Source organism: Neisseria benedictiae (genome assembly GCF_958267435.1).
Classification (GTDB): Bacteria; Pseudomonadota; Gammaproteobacteria; order Burkholderiales; family Neisseriaceae; genus Neisseria; species Neisseria bergeri.
Genome location: NZ_CATQFV010000048.1, coordinates 1 through 360, shown reverse-complemented (window position 1 = coordinate 360; position 360 = coordinate 1). Strand labels below are relative to the sequence as shown.

Annotated in this window: 1 pseudogene; it reads left to right on the top strand. The window is 53.3% G+C overall.

The window, feature by feature from the left end:
• Positions 1-360 (top strand): annotated as a pseudogene (locus Q3O12_RS04480) (type IV secretion protein Rhs); the annotation flags it as partial.

Here is a 360-nt window from a genome sequence, read left to right as displayed (position 1 = left end):
CAACATTAGCAGCGGCAACCGCCTCAAAGAATACAACGGCATCGAATACACCTACGACGCATTGGGCAACCTCATTTACCGCCAGCTGCCCGACGGCGAAAACCAATATTACCAATACGATTTAGAAAACCAACTCGTCCGCGCCGAAATCAAAAAGCCCGCCGGCAACACCGAGATCTGGGAATACGCCTACGACCCGTTCGGCAGACGCCTTTCCAAAGAACGCCAAGACAAACTCTCCTGGACGAGCACCGACCCCAAACGCACCCACTTCGTCTGGGACGGAACGCGATTACTTCAGGAGTACACCTACAAAGGCAGCTACACCTATATCTACACCGACCAAGACAGCTACGAACC